Source organism: Mycobacterium sp. NGS29 (assembly GCF_059812965.1).
Window position 1 is genome coordinate 197,612 of sequence record NZ_JCALDR010000004.1, and the last position, 18,911, is coordinate 216,522.

Sequence of the window (18,911 nt, forward strand, 5' to 3'; positions counted from 1 at the left end):
AGAAGGCAGAACAGTGACCGTTGGCCTGGGCCTGCCGCAGCCCCCGGCGCCCACGCTGGCTCCCCGCCGTAAAACGCGTCAGCTGATGGTGCGCGACGTCGGGGTGGGCAGCGACCATCCGATAGCGGTGCAGTCGATGTGCACCACCAAAACCCATGACGTCAACACCACGTTGCAGCAGATCGCCGAGTTGACCGCGGCCGGCTGCGACATCGTCCGGGTGGCATGCCCGCGCCAAGAGGACGCCGACGCACTGGCCGAGATCGCCAAGCACAGCCAGATCCCGGTCATCGCCGACATCCACTTCCAACCGAAGTACATCTTCGCCGCCATCGACGCCGGGTGCGCGGCCGTCCGCGTCAATCCCGGCAACATCAAGGAGTTCGACGGCCGGGTCGGCGAGGTGGCCAAAGCCGCCGGCGCCGCCGGCATCCCGATCCGTATCGGCGTCAACGCGGGTTCGCTGGACAAGCGCTTCATGCAGAAGTACGGCAAGGCCACCCCGGAGGCGCTGGTCGAGTCGGCGCTGTGGGAGGCCTCGCTGTTCGAGGAGCACGGTTTCGGCAACATCAAGATCAGCGTCAAGCACAACGACCCGGTGATCATGGTCGCGGCCTACCAGCAGCTGGCCGAGCAGTGCGACTATCCGCTGCATCTCGGTGTCACCGAGGCGGGACCGGCGTTCCAGGGCACCATCAAGTCCGCCGTCGCCTTCGGTGCGCTGCTGTCCAGGGGCATCGGCGACACCATCCGGGTCTCGCTCTCCGCGCCCCCGGTCGAGGAAGTGAAAGTCGGCACCCAGATCCTGGAGTCGCTCAATCTGCGCCCGCGCGGTCTGGAGATCGTGTCCTGCCCGTCCTGCGGTCGCGCTCAGGTCGACGTCTACACCTTGGCCAACGAGGTGACCGCCGGACTGGACGGACTCGACGTGCCGCTGCGCGTCGCGGTGATGGGGTGCGTGGTCAACGGCCCCGGCGAGGCCCGCGAGGCGGACCTGGGCGTGGCTTCCGGCAACGGCAAAGGCCAGATCTTCGTCAAGGGCGAAGTGATCAAGACGGTGCCCGAATCGCAGATCGTCGAGACGCTGATCGAAGAGGCCATGCGGCTGGCCGAGCAGATGGGCTCGGAGGCCGACGCGACCGAGAATCCCGGGACGGCAGCGAGCGGTTCGCCTATTGTGACCGTAAGCTGATAGAGGCCTGACTCACCGGCCCTCGACACGCACGACAGAGAGTTTTGAGATGTCGGCTCCGCCCATCTTGCGCCTGGTTGGCGAGAGACGGGTGTCGGTGGTGCGTGATGCCGCCGCCGTATGGCGCGTCCTCAGCGAGAACCCGGTCGAATCGTGCATGGTGGCCGCGCGCGTCGCCGATTACGGCGTGGAGCCCAATTCGATCGGCGGGGAACTGTGGACGCGCGGCGGTGTGGACGAGTCGCTGTGCTTCGCCGGCGCCAACCTGATTCCGTTGCGGGGCAACCTGATCGATCTGAATGCGTTCGCCGACGAGGCCAAGAGCACGGCGCGGCGGTGTTCGTCGCTGGTCGGGCGGGCCGATCTGGTGCTGCCGATGTGGCAGCGTCTGGAACCGGCCTGGGGTCCGGCGCGTGACGTGCGCGCCGACCAGCCGCTGATGGCGCTGAACTCCCATCCCCAGTGCACGCTGGACACCGAAGTGCGCCAGGTGCGCCCGGAGGAACTCGATGCCTATCTGGTGGCCGCCGTGGACATGTTCATCGGCGAAGTCGGCGTCGATCCGCGGCTCGGCGACGGCGGCCGCGGCTATCGCCGCCGGGTGGCCAGCCTGATCGCGGCCGGACGGGCGTGGGCGCGCTTCGAAAACGGCCAGGTCGTGTTCAAGGCCGAAGTCGGATCACAGTCGCCATCGGTCGGACAGATCCAGGGTGTGTGGGTCCATCCCGAGCTGCGCGGCCGCGGAATGGGCACGGCCGGGACCGCGACGCTGGCCGCCGTGATCGTCGGCAGCGGGCGGATCGCCAGCCTGTACGTGAACGACTTCAACACGGTGGCGCGGGCCGCTTACGCCCGGATCGGGTTCAAAGAAGTCGGCACCTTCGCCACCATCTTGCTGGACTGACCGCGCCGGGCCCGACCGGGTCCAAGCCATAACGGTTCGGTCTCGGTGTGTCGGCCGCCGTCGCGCGGTCACAGCTTTAACATCAGCATCGATGGTCACAAAAACAACATTGGCAACAGCGGTGGTCGGTCTGCTGATCGTGCTGACGATCCTGCCCGGGTGCACCCCGAAACCCGAGGGCCCCGGACCGGCCGCCGAGAAGTTCCTGGCCGCGCTGTCGGTCGGCGACACCGCAACCGCCGCGCAACTCAGCGACGCGCCCAACGAGGCCCGCGAAGCACTCAACGCCGCATGGGCCGGCCTGCAGGCCACCCATCTCGACGCCCAGGTGCTGAGCTCGAAGTACGCCGAGGACACCGGCATGGTGGTGTATCGCTTCACCTGGCATCTACCCAAGAACCGGACCTGGAGCTATGACGGCCAGCTGAAAATGGCCCGCGACGAGGGACGGTGGCAGGTGCGCTGGACCCCGACCGGGCTGCACCCCAAGCTGGGCGAACACCAGACGTTCGCACTGCGCGCCGACCAGCCCCGGCGCGCCTCGGTCAACGAATTCGGCGGCACCGATGTGCTGGCCCCGGGTTATCTGTACAACTATTCGCTGGACGCCACCCAGGCCGGGCCGGAACTGAGCGCGACATCGCATGCGGTGATCGACGCGTTGCGTCCCTTCAACGACCAGCTCAACGACCCGCAATTGCTTGCCGAGACCGCCAGCTCGGCGACCCGGCCCGTCGACCTGGTCACCCTGCTGCCCGACGACAGCAACCGGGTCTTTCCGGCGATCGGCCAGCTTCCCGGCGTCGTCATCACACCACGACCCGAACTGTTGGCCACCGATCCCCACTTCGCGCCGGCAGTGATGAGCGAAGTGCGCAAGGCCGTGATCGACCAGCTCGACGGCCAGGCCGGTTGGCGCATCGTCAGCACCAACCAGAACGGTGTGGACGTCGCGGTGTTGCACGAAGTCGAGGGTTCGCCGGCGCCGTCGGTGTCGATCACCCTGGACCGAGCCGTGCAGAACGCCGCGCAGCACGCGGTGGACACCCGCGGCGGCAAGGCGATGCTGGTGGTGATCAAGCCGTCGACCGGGGAGATCCTGGCCATCGCACAGAACGCCGGGGCCAGCGCCGAGGGCCTGCCGGCCACCACCGGCCTGTATCCACCGGGTTCGACCTTCAAGATGGTCACCGCCGGCGCGGCCGTCGACCGCGACATGGCGACCCCCAACACCATGCTGGGTTGCCCCGGCCACCTGGACATCGGCCATCGCACCATCCCGAACTACGGCGGCTTCGACCTCGGCGTGGTGCCGCTGTCGCGTGCCTTCGCCAGTTCCTGCAACACCACCTTCGCCGAACTGAGCAGCAAACTCCCACCGCGCGGGCTGACCCAGGCGGCCACCCGCTACGGGATCGGACTGGACTACCAGGTCGAGGGCATCACCACGGTGACCGGCTCAGTACCGCCGACAGTGGATCTGACCGAGCGCACCGAGGACGGCTTCGGGCAGGGTCGGGTGCTGGCCAGCCCGTTCGGCATGGCCCTGGTGGCGGCCACCGTCGCCGCCGGCAAAACCCCGGTGCCGCAGCTGATCGCCGGCCGGCCGACCACGGTCAACGGCGACAACACCCCGATCAGCCCGAAGATGGTGGAGGCACTGCGGCCGATGATGCGGCTCGTCGTGACCAACGGGACCGCCAAGGAGATCGCCGGGTGCGGGGAGGTCTACGGCAAGACCGGTGAGGCCGAATTCGCGGGTGGCTCGCATTCCTGGTTCGCCGGATACCGCGGCGACCTGGCTTTCGCGGCGCTGATCGTCGGGGGCGGCAGCTCGGAATACGCGGTCCGGATGACCAAAGTGATGTTCGACTCGCTGCCGCCGGGCTACCTGGCCTGATAGCCATCGAACCCGCCGGCGGCGGTAAGTTGCGAGGGTGTGCGCGAAAGACCGGAGTAGGCCGTGACGGACGGGGACATGGCGTTGCGGGTCTCCGACGCCGACCGCAACGGCACCATGCGCCGCCTGCACAATGCCCTGGCGCTCGGGCTGATCGACATCGACGAGTTCGAGCAACGGTCCACCCAGGTGGCCTATGCGCGGACCCGCAACGAGCTCGACAGCCTGGTCGGTGACCTGCCCGGACCAGGTGCGATCGTCAGCTCCGCCACCGACCGGGTGGAACTGCGCGGCTGGGCCGGTTCGCTCAAGCGGCATGGGGAGTGGACGGTGCCGACCCGGCTCACGCTGGTGCGCAGGTTCGGCAACATCGACCTCGATCTCACCAAGGCGCGCTTCGCGGGGCCCGTGGTCGTCATTGAGATCGACATGAAGTTCGGCAACCTCGACCTGCGTCTGCCGGAGGGCGCCAGCGCCTCCATCGACAATGTCGAGGCCTACGTGGGCAGCGCGAGCGATCGTCGCAAAGACCCACCGGCGGAAGGCAATCCGCACGTCGTGCTGACCGGTCAGCTGGTGTTCGGCTCGGTGATCATTCGTGGTCCGCGCCGGGCGCTGCTGCGCCGCCCGCACCTGTTCGACGGCCGCTCGTAGCGGCAGCGCCGGGTGCGCCTCGCTAAGCTGTCTGCCATGCCCGCTCGTACCGCGCTTTCCCCCGGCGTGCTGTCCCCGACGCTGCCGGTACCCACGTGGATCGCGCGCCCGGAATACGTCGGCAAATCCACGGCCAAGGAAGGCACCGAGCCGTGGGTGCAGGAGCCCGAGGTCATCGAGAAGATGCGCGTCGCCGGCCAGATCGCGGCCCGGGCGCTGCAGGAAGCCGGCAAGGCCGTCGCCCCGGGCGTCACCACCGACCAACTCGACCGCATCGCCCACGAATACATGGTCGACAACGGGGCGTACCCGTCGACGCTGGGCTACAAGCACTTCCCGAAATCGTGCTGCACCTCGCTCAACGAGGTGATCTGCCACGGCATCCCCGACTCGACGGTGATCGAGGACGGCGACATCGTCAACATCGACGTCACCGCCTACATCAACGGCGTACACGGCGACACCAACGCGACGTTTTTGGCCGGCGACGTCTCTGAGGAGCACCGCCTGCTGGTCGAGCGCACCCACGAGGCGACGATGCGGGCGATCAAGGCCGTCAAGCCCGGCCGGGCGCTGTCGGTGATCGGACGCGTCATCGAAGCCTACGCAAATCGGTTCGGCTACAACGTGGTTCGTGACTTCACCGGGCACGGGATCGGCACCACGTTCCACAACGGGTTGGTCGTGCTGCACTACGACCAGCCCGCCGTCGACACGGTAATTCAGCCGGGGATGACGTTCACCATCGAGCCGATGATCAACCTGGGTGGGCTGGACTACGAGATCTGGGACGACGGTTGGACAGTGGTCACCCGTGATCGCAAGTGGACCGCGCAGTTCGAGCACACGCTGCTGGTCACCGAAACCGGGGCCGAAATCCTCACGCTGCCCTGAGCTGCCGTCCAGTGTCGGGGCCGGCCCACACAGCGATGCCGTCCGCTGCCCGGGGCGGCGATTTCCGGTAATTTGCGGTGGTGCCCCCGACGATGATGACCACGCACGACGGCTTCCCGGTCCTGGTGGGCGTGTCCGGCCCGGAGAAGGGCACTGTCGTGGTGGTGCTGGCCGCCGAGCAACGCGCCCCCGCCGCCTACGACCCCCTCTGCGAGCGACTGCACAACGCCTCGCTGCGCACCGTCGTGATCGGCGCCGACCCGCGCCTGACCCCGAAGTCGGTGATCGGCATCCTCGATTCGCTCGGGATCGGCTGGGCGGTGGTGGTCGGCGATCGCAGCGGCGCGGAGTTGGCGTGGGTGCTGGCCGCCACCAAGTTGGGTCGCTTCGCCGGACTGGTCGCGATCGACCGGCCACATCCGCGGATCAACGGCGGCGAGGGGCCCGAGGACACGTGCCCGCCGGTGGAAATCGCCACCACCGTGTTGGTGAGCGTGCCGACCGTGCGCGACGCCGCCCGGGACAGCCAGCGCTTCGTCTTCGGTGACTACCGGGTGGTGGAGATGCTCGGGCGGCGCAGCGCGCACGAGACGACCGCGCAGCTGGCCACCGAGATCATCCTGCGTACCAGCGGTTGGTGAGGTTTCCAGGTGGTTGACTGACGAGCATGACTGGGTTCTCCGAGGCTGACCTGGAACGGCTGGTCGCTGCCGGTGACATCGACACCGTCATCGTGGCGTTCACCGACATGCAGGGCCGGCTGGTCGGCAAGCGGGTGGCGGGCCGGTTCTTCGTCGACGAGGTGGCCGGGCACGGCGCCGAGTGTTGCAGCTATCTGCTGGCCGTCGACGTCGACATGAACACCGTTGCCGGGTATGCGATGTCGAGCTGGGAGACCGGCTACGGCGACATGACGATGACACCGGACCTGAGCACGCTGCGCCGTGTGCCGTGGCTGCCGGGCACAGCGTTGGTCCTGGCCGACCTGTCCTGGGCCGACGGCAGTCCGGTCGCGGTGTCGCCGCGGGCGGTGCTGCGCCGCCAACTCGATCGGCTGGGCGAGCGTGGGCTGGTCGCCGACGTCGCCACCGAGCTGGAATTCATCGTCTTCGACCAGTCCTACCGGCAGGCCTGGGCCGGCGGTTACCGTGACCTGACCCCGGCCAGCGACTACAACATCGACTACGCGATCGCGGCGTCCACGCGGATGGAGCCGCTGCTGCGCGATATCCGGCTGGGCATGCAGGGCGCGGGGCTGCGGGTGGAGGCCAGCAAAGGCGAATGCAATGCCGGCCAGCAGGAGATCGGCTTCCGCTACGACCAGGCGCTGGTCACCTGTGACAACCACGCGGTGTACAGGAACGGTGCCAAAGAGATCGCCGACCGGCACGGCAAGAGCCTGACGTTCATGGCGAAATACGATGCGCGCGAAGGCAACAGCTGCCATATCCATGTCTCGCTGCGCGACACCGAGGGCTCGGTTTTCTCCGATCCCGATGCGCCACAGGGTATGTCGGCCACCTTCCGGAGCTTCATCGCCGGGCTGCTGGCCACCGTGCGGGAGTTCACGCTGTTTTATGCGCCGAACATCAACTCTTACAAGCGTTTTGCCGACGGCAGCTTCGCGCCCACCGCGGTGGCCTGGGGCCTGGACAACCGCACCTGCGCGCTGCGGGTGGTCGGGCACGGACCGAGTATCCGCGTCGAGTGCCGGGTTCCCGGCGGCGACGTCAACCAGTACCTCGCCGTGGCGGCGCTCGTCGCGGGCGGGTTGTACGGTATCGAGCAGGGTCTCGAGCTCGGCGAGCCGTACCTCGGGAATGCCTACGAGGCCCAGGATGTGGAGCGACTGCCCGGCACGCTCACCGAGGCGGCCGCGGCATTCGGGGCCTCGTCACGTGCCCGTGCGGCGTTCGGCGACGAGGTGGTCGCCCACTACCTCAACAACGCGCACGTGGAACAGGCGGCGTTCAACGCGGCGGTCACCGACTGGGAGAGGATTCGTGGCTTTGAACGGCTCTAGGGACAGCGCGCGAGCTCCGGTCGTCGGGCTCACCATGTATCGGGAGCAGGTCCGCACCGGGGTCTGGGACATCCCGGCCGCCTACCTGCCCGCCGACTACTTCGAGGGCGTGGCGCTCGCCGGTGGCGTCCCGGTCCTGCTGCCGCCGCAGCCGGTGGCGCCCGACACCGTCGATGCGCTGCTCGACCGCCTGGATGCGCTGGTAATCACCGGGGGGTACGACCTGGACCCTGCCTGCTACGGCCAACAGCCGCACCCCACCACCGATGCGCCGCGCACCGACCGGGACGCCTGGGAGTTCGCGTTGCTGCGGGCCGCGCTGGACCGGCGGCTGCCGGTGCTGGGTATCTGCCGGGGCGCGCAGATCCTCAACGTCGCCTTCGGCGGCACCCTGCACCAGCATCTGCCCGAGGTGCTGGGCCACTCCGGGCACCGGGCCGGCGACGGGGTGTTCAGCAGGCTGCCGGTGCGCACGGTGGCGGGCACCCGGGTGGCGGCGTTGCTGGGTGAGTCCACCGACGTGCCGTGCTATCACCACCAGGCCATCGACAAGGTGGGCGACGGACTCGTGGTCGGTGCCTGGGACGCCGACGGGGTGGTCGAGTCCGTGGAGCTGCCCGGTGACACGTTCTGCCTTGCGGTGCAATGGCACCCGGAGAAGTCGCTGGACGACCTGCGGCTGTTCACTGCGTTGGTCGACGCGGCAAGGACGCGCCGGTGACTGCGGTACAGCTGCTCAACCCCGCCACCGCAGCAGTGCTGCGCTCGGTGGAGCACGCCGACGCGGCGGCCGTCGACGACGCGGTGGGCCGCGCCCGGGCGGCCCAGAAACGGTGGGCCAGGCTCGCGCCGGCCGACCGCGCCGCCGGCCTGCGGGCGTTCGCCGCCGCCGTCAACGCCCACCTCGACGAACTGGCCGCGCTGGAAGTGGCCAACTCCGGACACCCGATCACCTCGGCCGAATGGGAGGCCAGCAACGTCCGCGATGTGCTGCAGTATTACGCCGGCAGCCCGGAACGACTGTGCGGCAAGCAGATTCCGGTGGCGGGCGGCATCGACGTCACCTTCCACGAACCGATGGGCGTGGTCGGGGTGATCACCCCGTGGAACTTCCCGATGGTGATCGCGACCTGGGCCATCGCGCCCGCTCTGGCGGCGGGCAATGCGGTACTGGTCAAGCCTGCCGAATGGACGCCGCTGAGCACCATGCGAATCGGTGAGCTGGCCGCCGCGGCCGGATTGGACCCGGACCTGCTGCAGGTGTTGCCCGGCCAGGGTGCGGTGGTGGGGGAGCGGTTCGTCACCCACCCCGACATCCGCAAAGTGGTGTTCACCGGGTCCACCGACGTCGGCAAGAAGGTGATGGCCGGCGCGGCAGCGGCGGTCAAACGGGTGACGCTGGAACTGGGCGGCAAGAGCGCCAACATCGTCTTCGACGACTGCGATCTGGAGCGTGCGGCCGCGACCGCACCGGCCGGGGTGTTCGACAACGCTGGACAGGATTGCTGCGCCCGCAGCCGAATCCTGGTGCAGCGCAACGTCTATGAGCGGTTCATGGAACTGCTGGAGCCGGCCGTCAAAGCCGTGGTGGTCGGCGATCCCGCCCAGCGCGACACCGAGATGGGCCCGCTGGTATCGGCGGCGCACCGCGCCAGGGTGGCCTCCTACGTGCCCGACGGTGCCCCGGTCGCGTTTCAGGGCGTCGCCCCGGCCGGCCCCGGATTCTGGTTCCCACCAACGGTTCTCACCCCGCAACGCGGTGACCGCAGCGTCACCGACGAGATCTTCGGACCGGTGGTCACGGTGCTGGCCTTCGACGACGAGGCGGACGCCGTCGAGCTGGCCAACGACACCGAATACGGTCTGTCCGGGTCGATCTGGACCGACGATCTGTCCCGGGCGCTGCGGGTGTCCCGCGCGGTCGAGTCCGGCAACCTGTCGGTGAATTCGCATTCCTCGGTCCGTTACAGCACCCCGTTCGGCGGATTCAAGCAGTCGGGGCTGGGCCGCGAGCTCGGACCCGATGCGCCGCTGCACTTCACCGAGACCAAGAACGTCTTCATCGCGATCAAGGAGAGTCCGTGATCAACCTGACGCAACGGCTGGCCGGGCGGGTGGCCGTCATCACCGGCGGCGGCAGCGGCATCGGTTTGGCCACCGCCCGCCGCATGCACGCCGAGGGTGCCACCATCGTCATCGCCGACATCGACGGCGAGGCCGGCGGCGCGGCCGCCGAGCAACTATCCGGTCTGTATGTGCACGTCGACGTTTCCGACGAGGAGTCGGTGAACAAGCTGTTCGACGCCGCCGCCCACACCTGCGGTGGGGTCGACATCGCGTTCAACAACGCCGGTATCTCACCGCCGGAGGACGATCTGATCGAGCACACCGAACTGGCGGCCTGGCAGCACGTGCAGGACGTCAACTTGAAGTCGGTGTACCTGTGCTGCCGGGCGGCGTTGCGGCACATGGTGCCGGCCGGCAGGGGTGCGATCATCAACACGGCATCCTTTGTCGCAGTGCTGGGTTCGGCGACGTCACAGATCTCCTACACCGCCTCCAAGGGGGGCGTGCTGGCCATGTCACGCGAACTCGGTGTGCAGTTCGCCCGGCAGGGCATCCGCGTCAACGCGCTGTGCCCGGGTCCGGTGAATACACCGCTGCTGCAGGAACTTTTCGCCAAAGACCCGGAGCGGGCGGCGCGCCGGCTGGTGCACGTGCCGCTGGGCCGGTTCGCCGATCCGGACGAGATCGCCGCCGCGGTGGCGTTTTTGGCCAGTGACGACGCGTCGTTCATCACCGCGTCGACGTTCCTGGTCGACGGTGGCATCAGCTCGGCCTACGTGACCCCGCTCTGAGTCAGGAGCAGATCAGCCGCGCGCAGACGGCCCGCCCGCCGATCATCCGCATCCGGCGGGCAGAGGCGCGGAAGTCCACGCTGACCGGGCTGGGCGGTTCGATGTCGCTCCAGGCCGGCGGCACCGACAATCGACCTATCCGCGCCCCACCGCCCCAGCGTGCCGTCACCGGAGCCGCCGCCCGCCGGGGTCCGCGGCCCAGGAAATTCAGCAGCTGCATCGGGAATTTCACCGGCGCGGCCAACGAACCCAGCCGCACCAGCGAGGAGGACATCGACATCAGCGCGGCATCGAAGGCGGCCGACGGCGACGACGCGAGCGCCTGTAGTGCCTGCGGAAGGCTGGAGATCAGTTGCGATCCGGCCGCGATCATGTCGGGGTCGCTGACCTCGCCCGACCTGGCGAGCACCGGCAGGTCGACGGCCAGCGGCGCCGAGGTGAACGGCGTCACCCGGGAGGCCGCGGCAGCCGCGTCGGCGTAGCTGTACATGGCTTCGACGTCCCGGGCCCACATCTGTTCGTAGTCGGCGTCGACGGTGGCGATCGACTCGCTGTCCTGGCCCAGCGAATTGGTGCTGGCCATCGAGGTGCGCCGGGACCGGTTGGCGGCGACGACGGCAGGAGGCACCACCGCCGCATGCGCTTCTTCGTAAGCACTCGCGGCTGCCGCGGCATGTGCGGCCGTCTGCCGGCCTTTGGCGGCGGCGGCGCCCAGCCAGCCCAGGTAGGGCGCGGCGGCCTGGGTCATCGCGATGGCGGCGTGACCCTGCCACCCGCCGTTGAGCCGGGTGGTCACGCTCCGGAAGTCGGCTGCCGCTTCATCCAGCCCGTCGGCCAACTGGTTCCAGGCTGTCGCGGCCGCCAGCAACGATCCCGCGCCGGGACCGGCATACATTCGCGCCGAGTTGATCTCCGGTGCCAGGCAGCCGTAATCCATCGCTACATCTCCTCAGCCGTGGCCCGCGACCAGCAGATCCACGCTCTCAACCTATCCCGAGCCCGTGGTGTCAGCCACCTGACTCAACATTTGAGTTCGCTCCGAATTTCGATCAGCGGAATTGCCCGTTCCGCGGCGGTCGCCGCGCCGTGAAAGCCGACGAGACGGGCCGACTCCGGCGGTTCGTGGCCGGTCGCCAGGATTGCCGCCTCGCCGGTGCAGGTGACCACGACATCGCCGATCCGGGGCAGGTAATCGGGGCGGACCGGCCCGAAGACGCCCGATGCGACGGCCTGGGCCCGGGTGCGGACCTGCGCGCGGCCGGCGAGCAGCTCGGTCCAGGTGGCCACCACGTCGTCGGTGGCGCCGGGTTCGGTGTGCAGGTAGCGCACCCGCGGTTCGCCCGCCACCACCCGCACACCCGCCGTGAGCCGCGGGTCGGCGTCCATGTCGATGCGGGCGTCCGTGGGCACGTTGAGACCGCCGTGGTCGGCGGTGACCAGCAGCACGGCGTTCGCCGGCAGCGCCTCGGCCACGCTGCGCAGCAGGGCGTCGACCCCGCTCGCCGCTTCGTGCCAGGCTGGTGAGCCGATGCCGAACACGTGGGCGGCGGTGTCCAGGTCGGCGGTGTAGCCGTAGATCAGGCCGGGCGCCGCGCGTACCTCCGCTGCCAGCGTGGCTGCGTAGTCCGCACCGGAACGCGCCGGGACGAACGTGGCACCGCGATACGCCGCCTCGGTCAGTCCGCTGCCGCGGAACCACTCCGGCAGCACCGCGCGCGTGCCGACCCCGGCGCGGGACAGCCGCTGGAACCACGTTGGCAACGGCTGCCACTGGGCGTGCGGTGGGTCGTCGCGCCAGCGGATGTGATTGAGCACCTGCTCGGTGCCGGGCACGTTGACCGTGAAGCCCAGCACCCCGTGCTGGCCGGGCGGGGCTCCGGTGCCCAGTGACACCAGGCTGGCCGGGGTGGTGGACGGAAAGGTGCAGTCCAGGCGGCGCAGCCGTCCGGTGCCGCCGGCGAGCACCGAGGCCAGCAGCGGCGCGTCCGCGGCCAGGTCGGCCAGCAACTCCCAGCCCATCCCGTCGACCAGCACGATGCAGACGCGGTCGGTGCCGCCGACCGAATCCGCCAGCCCGAGTACGTCGACCCCGTCCGGCACCCCGAACAGTGCCGCCACGCTGGGCAGCACATCGCAGATCGAGCCGGGCACGCGGTCAGTGTGGCACGGCTGCGAGCGGGCCAGGCTGATTCACGCCAGGCCCAGCAGCGCGTTCTCGACCACTTCGGGCAACGCCGGGTGGATCCAGTACTGGCCGCGGGCCATCTGGGCAGCGGTGAGACCGAAGCTCATGCCCTGGATCAACGGCTGGATCAGTGCCGAGGCCTGGTAGCCCATGAAGTGCGCGCCCAGCAACTTGCCGGTGCCGCGTTCGGCGATCAGCTTGACGATGCTGGTGGTGTCTTCCATCGCCCAGCCGTAGGCGACGTCGCCGTACTCCTGAATCTTGACGGAAATGTCGTATCCCTCTGCCAGTGCCTGGTTTTCGGTCAGTCCGACGCTGGCCAACTGCGGGTCGGTGAAGACGGCGGACGGAACGAATCGGTGGTCGGTGACGGCCATCGACTCGGTGTCGTCCCAGTCGGTGAGCAGATTGTGCGCCACCACCCGGGCCTCGTGGTTGGCGACGTGTTTGAGCTGATGGGGCGATGAGACGTCACCGAGGGCGTAAACCCCACGCGCAGAGGTTCTTTGGTAACAGTCCACCACGATTCTGCCCAGTTCGACATCGACACCCACCTGTTCGGCGTCCAGTAGATCGGCGTTGGAGATCCGGCCGGTGGCCACCAGCAGTGTGTCGGCCTCGATGCTGGACCCGTCGTCGAGTTTGACGGTGATGCCCGAGTCCCGGTTCTCGGCGTCGACGACGTTGCGCCGCGCCCGCAGCTCCCATTTGGCGGACGCGATCCGGGTGAACTGTTCGCAGATCGCGTCGTCACAGTGCTTGAGCATGGTGCCGCCGCGCATCACGATGGTGACCCGGCTACCCAGGCTGGCGAAAATGTGCGCGAATTCCGCTGCCACGTAACCACTTCCGACGATCACCAGGTGCTGTGGCAGGGTGGGGATGCGCATCACGGTGTCACTGGTGTGGTAGGTCACACCGCTGTTCTGGATCGCGGGCGGGACCACTGGTCGCGAACCCGCCGCGATCACCACCTGCTCGGCGGTGAACTCGTCGCCGGCCTCGGTGCGCAGCAGGTAGCGGCCGTCGTCCTGGGCCGGCCCGAAACGGGTGTGGTGGCCGTACACCTCGACGTTGGGCAGCGAACGCCGATAGTCTTCGCCGCTGTTCGCGATCGGATCGATGCGGCCGAACACACGGGAGACGATGTCATCCCAGCGCACCCCGTCCAGGTGCGCGTCGATGCCGAACTTCGCCGCCCCGCGTACCGCCTCGGCGACCTCGGCGGCGTAGACGAACATCTTGGTCGGAATGCAACCCACGTTCAGACAGGTGCCGCCGAAGGTGCCCTGCTCACAGATCGCCACCCGCTTGTCGGCGTAACGCTCGTCGAGAATGGAGTTGCCCGAACCGGTTCCGATGATTGCGAGATCGTAGGTTTCCATTCAGCGGTCAGCCTTTCCGTGTGCAGAGATAATCGTCCAGCCACCGGTCGAGATGGCGGTAGGCCAACCGGCGTGGTTGCTCCAGCGACAAGAAGACGTCGTGTTTGGCGTCGGGAACCGGAACGATGCTGCTGCGGTTGCCGATACAGCCGGCCCAGCGGGCGATCTGGCGGACGTCGAGCACCGCGTCACCGCACTGCAGCGCCTGCGGGCCGGCGTCTTCGGGCACGGTGTGATCCGAGCGCAGGATCAGGTTGGGCACCCCGACGTCGAGTCCCCGGTGCAGGCGGGCCTGGCCGCTGCGCACGGCATGCAGCCAGCCGAAGGTGATGGGGAAGCCGCCCAAGGGCTTCCACCGCAGGTCGTAGTCGAACTCGCCGTGGTAGTCGCGGTGCAGGCTGGAGCCGTAGCCGCCGGCACCGCCGGCCCGCGCGATCGCCTTGCCCCGCACCCGCGACAGCGCCGCAATGGTCGCCGACGTGACGCCGAGTCGGAGGTAGGCCGGCCCGTGCAGATCGAGGAAGGGGCTGTTGAGCACCAGGCCCCCGATGCCGGCGGACCCGGTCGCGTTCCGGCGCCGCAGGCGGTCCAGCCACAGGGACACGATGAGCCCGCCCGCGGAATGCCCGTACATCACCACGGTGGGATTGCCGGACTCAGCGCGAATCAGGGTCACCGCGCGGCGAAGCTCGGTGTCGTAGCGGGCCAGGCTGGTGGTGAAGTGCGGGGTCTGCCCGGGCTGCCGCGACCGGCCGCACTTGCGCAGGTCCAGCGCGTAGAACCCGAAGCCGCGCTCGGCGAAATGGTCGGCCAGGGCGGTCTGGAAGAAGTAGTCGGTGTAGCCGTGGACGGCCAGCACCGCGTGCTCGGTAGCCGCCGGCGGCCCGCGTCGGACCAGGGTCGCGACGATGTCGCCCTCGCCGTCGGGATCGGCCCCCAGCGGGATCGAGTGCTGCCAGTAGCCGGGTAACACATCGGGCACCCAGCCAGTCACGATGGCCAGCTTAAAGAAGGTGTCCCGGTGGTGCTCACAAAGGTGCCGGGCCGTCGGGCGCTTGGGTCGTTGGGCCCGGACCCATCGGGATAACCTGGGACCGGCATACCCAGGGAAGGATCATCAGCCGGTGTCACAGCGAACCAGAACCGACGTCGTGCTGGTGGGCGCCGGGATCATGAGCGCGACGCTGGGGGCGCTGCTGCGCCGGCTGGAGCCGGACTGGTCGATCACGGTGATCGAGCGACTCGACGGCGTCGGCGCCGAAAGCAGCAGTCCCTGGAACAACGCCGGCACCGGCCACGCCGGGTTGTGTGAGATGAACTACACCCCGCAGCGGCCCGACGGCACGATCGACATCAGCAAAGCGGTGCTGGTCAACGAGCAGTTTCAGGTCACCCGCCAGTTCTGGGCGTACGCCGTGGAAAACGGCATGCTGACCGACGTCCGCGACTTCCTTAACGCCGTCCCGCACGTGAGTTACGTCCGCGGCGCCGACGGTGTCGAGTATCTGCGGCGCCGCCGTGACGCGCTGGCGTCCAACCCACTGTTCGCCGCCACCGAATTGATTCTCGACCCGGACGAATTCGCGCGCCGGCTGCCGTTGATGTCCGCCCGACGCGACTTCACCGAGCCCGTGGCGCTCAACTGGTCCGCCGACGGCACCGACGTGGACTTCGGCGAGTTGTCCCGCCAGCTCGTCGGTTACTGCGTGCGCGGCGGCGCCACGGCGTGGTTCGGTCATCAGGTGCTCAACCTGTCCCGCCGGTCCGACGGCGGCTGGACCATCACGGTCGCGAACCGCCGCACCGGCAAAAAGCGCCAGCTCACCGCCAAGTTCGTGTTCGTCGGCGCCGGTGGCGACGCGCTGCCGTTGTTGCAGAAATCGGGCATCAGGCAGATCCGGGGCCTCGCCGGGTTCCCGATCGGCGGCCGCTTCCTGCGCTGTACCAACCCGGCGCTGACCGCCGGGCACCGCGCCAAGGTGTACGGCGTGCCGTCGCCGGGCGCCCCGCCGCTCGGCGCGCTGCACCTGGATCTGCGTTTCGTGCACGGCAAGCCGTGGCTGGTGTTCGGGCCGTACGCCGGTTGGTCGCCGAAGTTCCTGAAACACGGGCACTTCAGTGACCTGGCCCGGTCGATCCGGCTGGGGAATCTGGTGCCGATGCTCGGTGTCGGCGCCACGCAGACGACCATGCTCGCCTATCTGCTCGGCCAGTTGCGGCTGTCCGAACCCGAGCGGGTCCGCGTGTTACGCCAATTCGTACCCGCCGCAACGGATTCCGACTGGGAAATGACGGTGGCGGGACAGCGGGTCCAGGTGATCCGGCGGGGCCGTCGCGGGCGCGGGGTGCTGGAGTTCGGCACCTCGCTGGTCGGTGACGCCGACGGCAGCATCATCGGCCTGCTCGGCGGCTCGCCGGGTGCCTCGACCGCGGTGCCGATCATGCTGGAAGTTCTGCAAACCTGTTTCGCCGGCCGGTATCAGTCGTGGTTGCCCCAGCTCAAAGAGATGGTGCCGTCGCTGGGGGCCACGTTGTCCGACGAACCGGTGTTGTACGAGGAGTTGCGGTCCTGGACCTCCCGGGCTCTGCAGTTGGACGCCGCGTGAGCCGCCGATGAGTGAAGCATTGCGCCGGATGTGGTCCAAAGATCTTGACGCGCAGACTCTTTACGAGCTGCTCAAACTGCGAGTGGAGGTTTTCGTGGTCGAGCAGGCGTGGCCCTACCCGGAACTCGACGGGCGCGACCTGCTCGCCGAGACCCGGCACTTCTGGCTGGAATCCCCGCAGGGAGAGGTGATCTGCACGTTGCGGCTGATGGAGGAACACCCCGGCGGAGAGAAGGCCTTCCGGCTCGGCCGGTTGTGCACCAAGCGCAGCGCCCGTGGTCAGGGCCACACCACCCGGTTGCTGCGCGCCGCGCTGGCTGAGGTGGGTGACTTTCCGTGCCGGATCGACGCGCAGACCTACCTGGTCGACATGTGGGCCCAACACGGGTTCGTCCGGGACGGCGATGATTTCATCGACGGCGGCATTCCGCACGTGCCGATGCTCAGGCCCGGTTCAGGACCCGGCGCGGGAGCTCAGCGATGAAGGCCTACCCGTTCAGCGCCATCGTCGGACACGACCAGCTGCGGCTCGCGCTGCTGTTGTGTGCGGTACGCCCGGAGATCGGCGGTGCCCTGATCCGGGGTGAGAAGGGCACCGCGAAGTCGACGGCGGTGCGCGGACTGGCCGCGCTGCTGTCGGCGGCGACGGGTGCCGAAGGTGCCGGTCTGGTCGAAATGCCTTTGGGCGCAACCGAAGACCGGGTGGTGGGCTCGCTGGACCTGCAACGGGTGTTGCGCGACGGCGAGCACGCGTTCTCGCCGGGACTGCTGGCCCGCGCCGATGGCGGGGTGCTCTACGTCGACGAGGTGAACCTGCTGCACGACCATCTTGTCGACATCCTGCTCGACGCCGCGGCGATGGGACGGGTGCACATCGAACGCGACGGCATCTCCCACTCCCACGACGCCCGCTTCGTGCTGATCGGGACGATGAATCCCGAAGAGGGCGAGCTGCGTCCGCAGTTGCTGGACCGGTTCGGACTCACCGTGGATGTCCAGGCGTCCCGCGACGTCGACGTACGGGTGGAGGTGATCCGCCAACGAATGGCCTACGAGGCCGACCCGGAGGGCTTCGCGCAGCGTTACGCGCCCGCCGATGCCGAGCTGGCCGCGCGCATCTCCGCGGCCCGCGCGTTGGTCGACGATGTGGTGTTGCCGGACAACGAGTTGCGGCGCATCGCGGCGCTGTGCGCGGCGTTCGACGTCGACGGCATGCGCGCGGATCTGGTGGTGGCCCGGACCGCCGTCGCGCACGCGGCCTGGCGCGGGGCTCACACCGTGGAGGAAGAGGACATCCGGGTGGCGGCGCAGCTGGCCCTGCCGCATCGGCGCCGGCGTGACCCGTTCGACGAGCACGGCATCGACGAAGACCAACTGGACGAAGCGCTGGCCCAGGCCGCGCAATCCCAGGACGGCGAACCGGACCCGGATCCCGATCCATCGGGCGGCGGCGTCACACCCAAGAGCGATACACCACAACCGAATTCGAACCCGGCACCGCCACGGCCCAGCGCCCCGCCGGCGAAGGTCTTCCGCGCCCGGGCACTGACCGTGCCCGGCGTCGGTGCCGGGGCCCCCGGCCGACGGTCCCGCGCGCGCAACGCCGCCGGCAGCGTGGTGGCCGCCGCACCACCGGCCGACCCCGACGCCCACGGTCTGCACCTGTTCGCCAGCCTGCTGTCGGCGGCCGAGCAGGCATCGGCCGGCGGGCGGTTGCGGTTGCGGCCCGACGACATCCGCCGCGCCGTCCGCGAGGGCCGGGAAGGCAACTTGGTGATCTTCGTCGTCGACGCGTCCGGGTCGATGGCCGCGCGCGACCGGATGGCGGCGGTCAGTGGCGCCACCCTCTCGCTCCTGCGCGATGCCTATCAGCGTCGCGACAAGGTCGCCGTCATCACGTTCCGGCAGCAGGCCGCTACCGTGTTGCTGCCGCCGACCTCGTCGGCGCACATCGCCGGCCGTCGACTGGCCCGCTTCGACACCGGTGGCAGGACGCCGCTGGCCGAGGGTCTGCTGGCCGCGCGTGAGCTGGTGCTGCGCGAGCGGGTGCGCGACCGGGGCCGGCGGCCGCTGCTGGTGGTGCTGACCGACGGACGCGCGACCTCCGGCCTAGACCCGTTGGGCCGCAGTAAAATTGCCGCAGCCCGCCTGGTTGCCGAGGATGTCGCCGCGGTGGTGGTGGACTGCGAGACGTCCTATGTGCGGCTGGGTCTGGCCGGTCAGCTCGCCACCCAGTTGGGCGCGCCGGTGCTGCGGCTCGAACAGCTGCACGCCGATCACCTCACCCACGCCGTTCGTAGCGTGGCCTGA

At 69.0% G+C, this 18,911-nt stretch carries 17 protein-coding genes; 13 read left to right on the forward strand and 4 right to left on the reverse strand.

Annotated elements, in window-relative coordinates; translation table 11 throughout:
* Positions 1-13: 13 nt before the first annotated feature.
* The 10 genes from ispG (at position 14) to AC5Y5Z_RS07550 (ending at position 10,425) form a co-directional block, all read left to right on the forward strand.
* The gene (gene ispG / locus AC5Y5Z_RS07505; protein WP_463826993.1) at positions 14-1,192 is read left to right on the forward strand and encodes a flavodoxin-dependent (E)-4-hydroxy-3-methylbut-2-enyl-diphosphate synthase; all 1,179 of its coding nucleotides are present in this window, start codon (positions 14-16) and stop codon (positions 1,190-1,192) included.
* A 49-nt stretch (positions 1,193-1,241) separates the two neighbouring features.
* A complete protein-coding gene (locus AC5Y5Z_RS07510; RefSeq protein WP_499924322.1) occupies positions 1,242-2,096 on the forward strand; it encodes a GNAT family N-acetyltransferase in 855 nt (284 codons plus the stop codon).
* A 91-nt stretch (positions 2,097-2,187) separates the two neighbouring features.
* Complete coding sequence (locus tag AC5Y5Z_RS07515; RefSeq protein ID WP_499924325.1) at positions 2,188-3,996, forward strand: penicillin-binding transpeptidase domain-containing protein; 1,809 nt, start codon at positions 2,188-2,190, stop codon at positions 3,994-3,996.
* A gap of 78 nt (positions 3,997-4,074) precedes the next feature.
* Entirely contained in the window at positions 4,075-4,650 is a 576-nt protein-coding gene (locus AC5Y5Z_RS07520; protein ID WP_463827176.1) for a DUF1707 SHOCT-like domain-containing protein, read from the forward strand.
* A 36-nt stretch (positions 4,651-4,686) separates the two neighbouring features.
* Entirely contained in the window at positions 4,687-5,544 is an 858-nt protein-coding gene (map, locus tag AC5Y5Z_RS07525) for a type I methionyl aminopeptidase (RefSeq protein ID WP_463826990.1), read from the forward strand.
* A 92-nt stretch (positions 5,545-5,636) separates the two neighbouring features.
* Positions 5,637-6,185, forward strand: coding sequence for an alpha/beta hydrolase (locus AC5Y5Z_RS07530; RefSeq protein ID WP_499924591.1), 549 nt, complete (start codon positions 5,637-5,639; stop codon positions 6,183-6,185).
* A gap of 26 nt (positions 6,186-6,211) precedes the next feature.
* The gene (locus AC5Y5Z_RS07535) at positions 6,212-7,567 is read left to right on the forward strand and encodes a glutamine synthetase family protein (RefSeq protein ID WP_499924327.1); all 1,356 of its coding nucleotides are present in this window, start codon (positions 6,212-6,214) and stop codon (positions 7,565-7,567) included.
* Positions 7,548-8,288 carry a gamma-glutamyl-gamma-aminobutyrate hydrolase family protein gene (locus AC5Y5Z_RS07540; protein ID WP_499924331.1) on the forward strand — a complete coding sequence of 247 codons (741 nt, stop codon included), beginning with the start codon at positions 7,548-7,550 and terminating at the stop codon, positions 8,286-8,288. The genes AC5Y5Z_RS07535 and AC5Y5Z_RS07540 overlap by 20 nt, the downstream gene beginning before the upstream one ends.
* On the forward strand, positions 8,285-9,652 hold the full coding sequence (locus AC5Y5Z_RS07545; protein ID WP_499924334.1) for an aldehyde dehydrogenase family protein: 1,368 nt from the start codon (positions 8,285-8,287) through the stop codon (positions 9,650-9,652). The genes AC5Y5Z_RS07540 and AC5Y5Z_RS07545 overlap by 4 nt, the downstream gene beginning before the upstream one ends.
* The gene (locus AC5Y5Z_RS07550; RefSeq protein WP_463826986.1) at positions 9,649-10,425 is read left to right on the forward strand and encodes a 3-oxoacyl-ACP reductase; all 777 of its coding nucleotides are present in this window, start codon (positions 9,649-9,651) and stop codon (positions 10,423-10,425) included. The genes AC5Y5Z_RS07545 and AC5Y5Z_RS07550 overlap by 4 nt, the downstream gene beginning before the upstream one ends.
* 1 nt (position 10,426) lies before the next feature.
* Here AC5Y5Z_RS07550 and AC5Y5Z_RS07555 read toward each other — a convergent pair whose 3' ends face one another.
* From AC5Y5Z_RS07555 to AC5Y5Z_RS07570, 4 genes are all read right to left on the reverse strand, one after another.
* The gene (locus AC5Y5Z_RS07555; RefSeq protein WP_499924336.1) at positions 10,427-11,362 is read right to left on the reverse strand and encodes a PPE family protein; all 936 of its coding nucleotides are present in this window, start codon (positions 11,360-11,362) and stop codon (positions 10,427-10,429) included.
* 83 nt (positions 11,363-11,445) lie between these two features.
* Positions 11,446-12,576, reverse strand: a complete 1,131-nt coding sequence (locus tag AC5Y5Z_RS07560) for an alkaline phosphatase family protein (protein ID WP_499924341.1) — start codon at positions 12,574-12,576, stop codon at positions 11,446-11,448.
* A 39-nt stretch (positions 12,577-12,615) separates the two neighbouring features.
* The gene (gene mtr, locus AC5Y5Z_RS07565) at positions 12,616-13,995 is read right to left on the reverse strand and encodes a mycothione reductase (RefSeq protein ID WP_473139943.1); all 1,380 of its coding nucleotides are present in this window, start codon (positions 13,993-13,995) and stop codon (positions 12,616-12,618) included.
* A gap of 7 nt (positions 13,996-14,002) precedes the next feature.
* Entirely contained in the window at positions 14,003-14,989 is a 987-nt protein-coding gene (locus AC5Y5Z_RS07570) for an alpha/beta hydrolase (protein WP_463826982.1), read from the reverse strand.
* A 130-nt stretch (positions 14,990-15,119) separates the two neighbouring features.
* Between AC5Y5Z_RS07570 and mqo the strand changes: the two genes are divergently transcribed.
* From mqo to AC5Y5Z_RS07585, 3 genes are read left to right on the forward strand one after another with little or no spacing between them, the layout of a single operon-like run.
* Positions 15,120-16,601 carry a malate dehydrogenase (quinone) gene (gene mqo, locus AC5Y5Z_RS07575; protein ID WP_499924349.1) on the forward strand — a complete coding sequence of 494 codons (1,482 nt, stop codon included), beginning with the start codon at positions 15,120-15,122 and terminating at the stop codon, positions 16,599-16,601.
* 7 nt (positions 16,602-16,608) lie between these two features.
* Positions 16,609-17,085 carry a GNAT family N-acetyltransferase gene (locus AC5Y5Z_RS07580; protein WP_463826980.1) on the forward strand — a complete coding sequence of 159 codons (477 nt, stop codon included), beginning with the start codon at positions 16,609-16,611 and terminating at the stop codon, positions 17,083-17,085.
* A complete protein-coding gene (locus AC5Y5Z_RS07585; RefSeq protein ID WP_499924354.1) occupies positions 17,082-18,911 on the forward strand; it encodes a magnesium chelatase subunit D family protein in 1,830 nt (609 codons plus the stop codon). The genes AC5Y5Z_RS07580 and AC5Y5Z_RS07585 overlap by 4 nt, the downstream gene beginning before the upstream one ends.

Bases quoted from the DNA above. Each gene is read 5' to 3' on its own strand.
- AC5Y5Z_RS07520 (WP_463827176.1), top strand. From the start codon at position 4,075: ATGGCGTTGCGGGTCTCCGACGCCGACCGCAACGGCACCATGCGCCGC.
- AC5Y5Z_RS07555 (WP_499924336.1), bottom strand. From the start codon at position 11,362: ATGGATTACGGCTGCCTGGCACCGGAGATCAACTCGGCGCGAATGTAT.
- AC5Y5Z_RS07510 (WP_499924322.1), top strand. From the start codon at position 1,242: ATGTCGGCTCCGCCCATCTTGCGCCTGGTTGGCGAGAGACGGGTGTCG.
- map (WP_463826990.1), top strand. From the start codon at position 4,687: ATGCCCGCTCGTACCGCGCTTTCCCCCGGCGTGCTGTCCCCGACGCTG.
- AC5Y5Z_RS07585 (WP_499924354.1), top strand. From the start codon at position 17,082: ATGAAGGCCTACCCGTTCAGCGCCATCGTCGGACACGACCAGCTGCGG.
- AC5Y5Z_RS07530 (WP_499924591.1), top strand. From the start codon at position 5,637: ATGATGACCACGCACGACGGCTTCCCGGTCCTGGTGGGCGTGTCCGGC.
- AC5Y5Z_RS07535 (WP_499924327.1), top strand. From the start codon at position 6,212: ATGACTGGGTTCTCCGAGGCTGACCTGGAACGGCTGGTCGCTGCCGGT.
- AC5Y5Z_RS07580 (WP_463826980.1), top strand. From the start codon at position 16,609: ATGAGTGAAGCATTGCGCCGGATGTGGTCCAAAGATCTTGACGCGCAG.
- mtr (WP_473139943.1), bottom strand. From the start codon at position 13,995: ATGGAAACCTACGATCTCGCAATCATCGGAACCGGTTCGGGCAACTCC.
- AC5Y5Z_RS07515 (WP_499924325.1), top strand. From the start codon at position 2,188: ATGGTCACAAAAACAACATTGGCAACAGCGGTGGTCGGTCTGCTGATC.